The 6,587-nt window shown below is 64.5% G+C and carries 7 protein-coding genes and 1 other RNA gene; 1 reads left to right on the top strand and 7 read right to left on the bottom strand.

Translation table 11 applies throughout. The annotated features are described in order from the left end of the window. Nucleotides 1-19: 19 nt before the first annotated feature. The 7 genes from ssrA to ftsE all read right to left on the bottom strand — a co-directional run bounded on the left by ssrA (nucleotide 20) and on the right by ftsE (nucleotide 5,119). Nucleotides 20-388, bottom strand: a transfer-messenger RNA (tmRNA) gene (gene ssrA, locus WAN71_RS25965). 98 nt (nucleotides 389-486) lie between these two features. Continuing rightward, nucleotides 487-1,332, bottom strand: a complete 846-nt coding sequence (locus WAN71_RS25960; protein ID WP_422228074.1) for a maleylpyruvate isomerase family mycothiol-dependent enzyme — start codon at nucleotides 1,330-1,332, stop codon at nucleotides 487-489. Between the two features lie 22 nt (nucleotides 1,333-1,354). Further along, nucleotides 1,355-2,200, bottom strand: a complete 846-nt coding sequence (locus tag WAN71_RS25955) for an EamA family transporter (protein ID WP_422228073.1) — start codon at nucleotides 2,198-2,200, stop codon at nucleotides 1,355-1,357. Beyond that, entirely contained in the window at nucleotides 2,197-3,045 is an 849-nt protein-coding gene (locus tag WAN71_RS25950) for an EamA family transporter (RefSeq protein ID WP_422228072.1), read from the bottom strand. The genes WAN71_RS25955 and WAN71_RS25950 overlap by 4 nt, the downstream gene beginning before the upstream one ends. Further along, complete coding sequence (gene smpB, locus WAN71_RS25945; protein WP_422228071.1) at nucleotides 3,042-3,533, bottom strand: SsrA-binding protein SmpB; 492 nt, start codon at nucleotides 3,531-3,533, stop codon at nucleotides 3,042-3,044. Before smpB ends, WAN71_RS25950 begins: the two co-directional genes overlap by 4 nt. Before the next feature lie 2 nt (nucleotides 3,534-3,535). Then, nucleotides 3,536-4,429: a permease-like cell division protein FtsX gene (gene ftsX, locus WAN71_RS25940; RefSeq protein ID WP_422228070.1), complete on the bottom strand. Its 894-nt coding sequence runs from the start codon at nucleotides 4,427-4,429 to the stop codon at nucleotides 3,536-3,538. Next, nucleotides 4,430-5,119 (bottom strand): cell division ATP-binding protein FtsE, encoded by a 690-nt coding sequence (ftsE, locus tag WAN71_RS25935; protein ID WP_422228069.1) that lies wholly within the window; start codon nucleotides 5,117-5,119, stop codon nucleotides 4,430-4,432. A 113-nt stretch (nucleotides 5,120-5,232) separates the two neighbouring features. On the opposite strand from ftsE, the gene WAN71_RS25930 reads away from it, so the two are divergent. Then, nucleotides 5,233-6,417, top strand: a complete 1,185-nt coding sequence (locus WAN71_RS25930) for an RNA-guided endonuclease InsQ/TnpB family protein (protein WP_422228068.1) — start codon at nucleotides 5,233-5,235, stop codon at nucleotides 6,415-6,417. The last annotated feature ends 170 nt before the right edge of the window (nucleotides 6,418-6,587 follow it).

The following is a 6,587-nucleotide window of genomic DNA, read 5'->3' as shown; positions in this document are numbered from 1 at the left end:
GTCCTGGCCTGACCTCCACTCGTGGAGCTGCCGGGAATCGAACCCGGGTCCTACGGCATTCCCTCAAGGCTTCTCCGTGCGCAGTCCGCTATGCCTCTACTCGGATCTCCTGCTCCCGCGAACAAGTCAGGATGACGATCCCAGTCGCTGTTTGGTTTCCCGCTACATCCCGCGACCGGACGTATCGGTTTGTCCCTCTAGCTGATGCCAGGGTCCGGGCCGAGGGCTCTCCCGGTCTGACAGACACGCAGTCGCTTAGGCAGCGAGTGCGTAGTCGCGCTGTGTTGAAACGGCGCTTAATTGGTTGCAACGACGCTTACGGTGGTCTCTTGCCTGCACCGGCACGCTTCCCTTGATTCGATGCGCGAAGTCGAAACCGTTCAGCCCCTCGCATCCCGCCGAATTTCGGCAGGACTATTAATGGTACGCGATTCGCAAAAACCACCCCAGTAATAAACATCCCGGCGGCTCAACGCCGTGAGCTCGTCAGATCGTGTAGTTCAGGTGCTCGACGATGCGCGCCGCGACCTCTTGGTCACCGCCAAGCTCGACGCCGCCTGCGCCGGCGTCCGCTCGGCCACCGGCCAGCCGGGTGAACAGCACGCCGTCCAGCCGAATGGTCGCCGACGGTTGTTCCCCTGCAAAGTAGTCCACTACCCGGGCGCGACCGTCGACCAGGACGCGGATGGTGCGTGCCAGCGGCCCGGTCAGCTCGATAGCGACCCGTGACCCATCGGTCGCCTTCCCGAGTTTGCCGACCACGTAGCCCATGGTGGTAGCCATCTCGTCGAGCACCAGGCGCGGCGCCGGGCCTGCAAGCTGCGCGTCCGAGGGCGGTTTGGCCAGCCCATCCCGGATGTCTTGCTCATGCATCCAGCAGTCGAAGACCCGCACCCGCATGAACCGCCCATAACTGTCCGGGCCAACCGGGGTCAGGGTGGGTGCGTTCCAGTCGTCAATAGCCATGTCGGTCAAGCTTTTGCGGCGATCGGCGGACACCTCACGGAACCGCTGCAGCAGGTCGTCGCCGGATTTTGTGCTCAGATAACGGACCCAGCACTCGTTGGCCACGCCCACGTCGTTGCGCACGTGGGCCAGCGTCGAGACATCAATATCGGCCTCCGGTGTGCTGATTCCGTGCAGCGCCGATTCGGTGCCGATGATGTGGGCAACGACGTTGTGCACGGTCCACCCGGGCAGCGGCGTCGGCGTCTGCCACTGTTGCTCGGACAGCCCGGTCAGCAATCCGTCCAGGCTGTCCCAGGTGCCGAAGAGACCCGACAGCACGTCGGATTTGTCGAGTTCGGTGACCGGTCGCGGGGGGCTGCTCATGCCGCCTGATGTTAGACGGACGTCACTTCGCCGCGATCATGCTTACCGACACTGCCGCCAGGATCATGCCGAGTGCCTGCCAGCGGGTTACCCGCTCGCGCAGCACCGCCATCGCCAGCACAACCGTCGCCACAGGATACAGCGAGATCAAGACGCTGGCCAACGACAGCAACGACGCGTGCAGCGCCAGCAGCATGGCGACATTGGCGCCGGCGTCCAGCACCGGAAGGGTTAGCGCCAGCCTCAACGGTTTCCCGGACGGGACCCGCAAATTGCGGCTGGCCGCGGCCGCGACGATCACCAGCATGGTGGCCGACATCCGCGCGAACAGCAGCGGCCACAACTTGGATTCGACTGGCGCCTGATGGATCAGCGCGAAGTTCAGCCCGAACGCCACACCGGAGCCGATCGTCAATAAGGCCACCGCCGTGGTGAACCGGTGTGGCATGCCGTCGTCGTTACTGGCTCTCCTGCTGACCAGTACCACCGCGACCATCGCCAGCCCGATGCCCACCGCAGCCACCAAGCCGGGCCGCTCCCCCATGGCAATGCCGATCGCCACGGGCACGGTCGCGGTCAGCACTGCTGTCAGCGGCGAGACCACCGAGATCGGGCCGGCACCAAGGGCCGCGTATAGCCACCACACTCCGCACGCCTGGGCGATCCCACCGAGCGAACCCCATATCACGGCGCCGGCAGAGATCGGCCCGCCGATGACGGCGGCCAGCACACCGAGTAGCACCATCGCGATCGGGTAGGACACCAGCACGACCCGTATCGCGGCCACTCGCCGCGAGGCGATACCGCCGACGAAGTCGTCGACGCCGAAGCCGATCGCCGCGAGCAGGGCCAGTGCGACGCCGGTCAAGTAGCGGCGATCATGCTGACCGAGACTGCGGCCAGGATCATGCCGAGCGCCTGCCAGCGAGTTAGCCGCTCGCGCAGCACGATGATGGCCAGGATGACGGTCGTCGCCGGGTACAGCGAGATCAAGATGCTGGCCAGCGACAGCATCCACTTTTGGATCGCCAGCAGCATGGTGATGTTGGCGCAGGTGTCCAGCAGCGCCGCGGCGACCGCTAACCGCAGCGGCGTCCTGGTCGGAAGCTGAAGGTTGTTGCTCATCGCCGCGACGGCGAACACCAGCACGGTGGCCGCGGCCCGGGCAAAAAACAGCGGCCATAGCCGGCACTCCGCCGGCGCCTGATGCAGCAGCACGAAGTCCAAACCGAATGCCACCCCGGAGCCGACCGTCAGCCAGGCCACTTTGCTGGTGAACCTGTGGGTCCGAACATCCTCGTCGGCAGGCGACTCCCGGCTCACCAGGAGCACCGCAAACATTGCCAACACCACGCCTACCGACGCGGTCTGCCCCGGTCGCTCGCCGAGCGCCACGCCGACGGCGACAGGTACGGCAGCGTTGAGTATCGCCGCAAGCGGTGAAACCACCGAGATCGGTCCGGCGCTCACGGCCGCGTAGAACCAATACACCCCGATGGCCTGACTGACCCCATACAGCGAGCCCCACAGCAGGGCGCCGGGGCGGACCGGTCCACCTCCGGTGGCAGCCAGCACACCAAGCAGCACGGTCGCAATCGGGTAGGTCACCACCATGACGCGAAGCGCAGCCACCCGCCGAGAAGCCACACCCCCGACAAAGTCACTGACGCCGTAGCTGACCGCGGACAGCTGGGCGTACGCGGCGCCGATCAATCCATGCCCTTGACTCGCCTGCCCAACGCGCGCTGCACTTCTCGCTGAGCGTCGCGCCGCGCCATGTCCTGCCGCTTGTCGTGCGCTTGCTTGCCGCGCGCTAATGCCAGCTCCACCTTGACTTTTCCTTCGAAGAAATACAGCGACAACGGGACGAGCGCGAGGTTACCATCCTTGATTTTGCCGATGAGCACATCGATTTGGCGCCTGTGGAGCAACAGTTTTCGCGTGCGACGCGGCTCGTGGTTGGTCCAACTGCCGTGGTGATACTCCGGAATGTGCAGGTTGCGCAACCAAACTTCGCCATCGTCAACGGTTGCATACGCGTCCACGAGCGAAGCCTTGCCGTCCCTGAGGCTTTTTACTTCAGTGCCGAGCAAAACCACCCCGGCCTCGAACACCTCCAAAATCGTGTAGTTGTGCCGTGCCTTGCGGTTGCTGGCCAGGATCTGTCGTCCTGACTGAGATTTGCCGGGCTTTTTGGCCACGGCTACCGCCGCACGTACAGGCGCAGGGTTAGGTATGACGTCCCCGCGGCCACCACGACACCGACCAAAAACAGCCAGGGCGAGATGTAAACGATGTCGGCGTAGTCGACCGGGGCGATCAGATGGGCTTGAGTGAATTGGCGCAGCGCTCTGTCCAGGAACAGCGCTCTAGCCACGATCAGGCCGACAATGGCGACGATCACGCCGACGGTGGCCGCCACAACGGCCTCGACCACGAAGGGCAGTTGGGTGTACCAGCGGGTGGCGCCGACCAATCGCATGATGCCGACCTCGGTGCGACGCGTATACGCCGCGACCTGAACCATGTTGGCAATCAACAGAATCGCCCCGATGGCCTGGACCAAGGCAACCGCGAAGGCCGCATATTTCAGACCGTCCAACACGGCGAAAAGCCGGTCGATCAGGTCTTTCTGGTTGAGAAATCCTTTCACTCCGGGCAGGCCCTTGATCGCCGCTTCGAACTCGGCGTTTCGCTCGGGATTCTCCAGCCTGACGATAAAGGACGCGGGGAAGAATTCGCTCGTGGCCAGATCCTTCCACTGCGGGTTCTTGCGGATCGCGTCGTTGTAGTCGTCCTGACGGTTGCGGAACTGGACCGAACTCACGTCCTTACGGTCCCCGATCGTCTTCTGCAGGGCCTTGCACGTCGGGCTGCTGCAGTTCGGGTCGTTGGCGGAGATGTCTTCGTCCAGGTAGACCTGCGTCTCGACCCGGTTCAGGTAAATCTCGCGCGAGTTGTCGGCCAACCGGCCAACCAGCAGTCCGCCGCCGAACAGTCCGAGGGAGATCGCGGTGGTCAGAATCATCGCGACGGTCATCGTGATATTGCGACGAAGACCCGTCAGGACCTCGTTGAACAGGAAGCTGAAGCGCACCTAGCGGTCCATCCCATAGATGCCGCGCTGCTCGTCTCTGACCAGCCGCCCCAGCGACAGCTCGACCACCCGCTGGCGCATCTGGTCGACGATGTGGTGGTCGTGCGTTGCCATCAGCACAGTGGTCCCGGTGCGGTTGATCCGCTCCAACAAATCCATGATGTCGTTGCTGGTCTCCGGGTCGAGGTTGCCCGTCGGCTCGTCGGCCAGCAATACCAGTGGCCGGTTCACAAAAGCCCGGGCGATGGCCACCCGCTGCTGTTCGCCGCCGGACAGCTCATGCGGCAGCCGGTTGGCCTTTCCGGACAGCCCGACCATCTCCAGCACATCGGGCACCACCCGGTTGATCACGTCGGGGCGCTTGCCGATGACCTCGAGCGCGAACGCGACGTTCTCAAACACCGTCTTCTGCTGCAGCAGCCGGAAATCCTGGAAGACGCAGCCGAGCACCTGACGCAGCTTCGGGATGTGGCGTCCGGGCAGCGTGTTGACGTGAAACTTCGAGACCCGCACATCACCGTTGGTAGGCGTCTCGGCGCCCAGCAGCAGCCGCATGAACGTCGATTTGCCGGAGCCGGACGGGCCGATCAGGAAGACGAACTCACCCTTGTCGATCTTCACGTTGACGTTGTCCAGCGCTGGACGCGCCGACGACTTGTACTGCTTAGTGACATGGTCGAGGGTGATCATCGATTCTCCTTCGGCCGGAAACCCCGGCATTTATGCCGGGGAGGAGCGCCGTTCTCGACCTGGCCGGCTGCGCGATTCCCGTTGTTGTCGGTGGCGGCGCCTAGTTTGCGGATATGTCTCGGTTCCGATTGCTGCCAACGCCAGCCCAGCAGGTGGGGTTGTTTGAGCATTGCCGCCATGCCCGGTTCGTGTGGAATTTGTGCGTGGAGCAGCAACAGTTTTGGCAACCTGGCCGTCGCGCCCCGCGGTATAACGAGCAGTCGGCGCAGTTGACCGAGGCCCGCGCCGAATATGACTGGTTGGCGGCTGGGTCGCAGACGGTGCAGCAGCGGGCGTTGCGCGATTTCGCCCAGGCCATGCGTAACTTCTTCGCCGGCACTCATCGCCGTCCATCGTGGCGCAAGACTGGCGTGCATGAAGGGTTTCGGCAGGTCGGGGTCAAGCCGCGCCATGTCGAGAAGCTCACCAGGCGTTACGGGCGGGTACGGGTGCCGAAGGTCGGCTGGGTTCGATTTCGCTGGACACGGGCCATGCCGAAGGACGTCAAGTCCTACCGCATCACGCGTGATCGGGCCGGTCGCTGGCATGTCGCCTTCGTGCACATCCCCGATCCCATCGAGGGACCGAGCGATGGCAGCGTGGTTGGTGTCGATCGCGGTGTGGCGGTGTCGGCAGCGCTGTCCACCGGGGAACTGCTCCATGCACCTAGCCTTACACCGGGTCAGCGGATTCGTCTGCGCCGGCAGCAGCAACGCCTCGCCCGCGCCAGGCCTGGTTCCAACCGCCGAGCGCGCACCAAGCTGGCGATCGCGAAACTCAAAGCCCGCGAAACCGACCGACGACGCGACTGGGTCGAAAAGACCACCACCGATCTGGCGCGCCGGTTCGACACCATTCGAGTCGAGGACCTCGACACGCGGGCGATGACTCGCTCCGCGCGCGGGACGCTGGAGCAACCGGGCGTTCGAGTGGCGCAGAAGCGAGGCCTTAACCGGGCGATCAATCGCCAAGGGTGGGGTCGGCTGGTGGCCCGGCTCGACCACAAAGCTCCGGGACGTGTCGAACGGGTCCCGGCCGCGTACACGTCGCAACGATGCTTCGCCTGTGGGCATGTGGCGCCTGAAAACCGCAAGAGCCAAGCGGCTTTCGCGTGCGTCGCCTGCAAAGCGGGGCCGTGCAACGCCGATGTGAACGCGGCACGCAACATCGCCGCCGGGCGGGCGGTACCAGCACAGGGAGACCTCGCCGCAGGGCGGTCTGTGAACTGTGAATCTCAACTCAGCTCTCCTGCTGCCTAAGTAGGTAGATCGGGTTGGAATCCTCGGACTTCGAGTCCGGGGAGGACGTCAACACGGTCCGCCAGTCTAACGGCGAGTTTCGCTAACGTTCGCCAGCCGGGCCATCAGGGCGCCCGGCGACGATGCGCCCGCGACGCGGGCGCTGAGAAGCCGGGCCATCAGGGTAAGCC

The organism is Mycobacterium sp., assembly GCF_049280035.1.
Taxonomy (GTDB): domain Bacteria; phylum Actinomycetota; class Actinomycetes; order Mycobacteriales; family Mycobacteriaceae; genus Mycobacterium.
The sequence above is the reverse complement of the archived record's forward strand: the minus strand, read 5'-3'. Positions and strand labels throughout refer to the sequence as shown.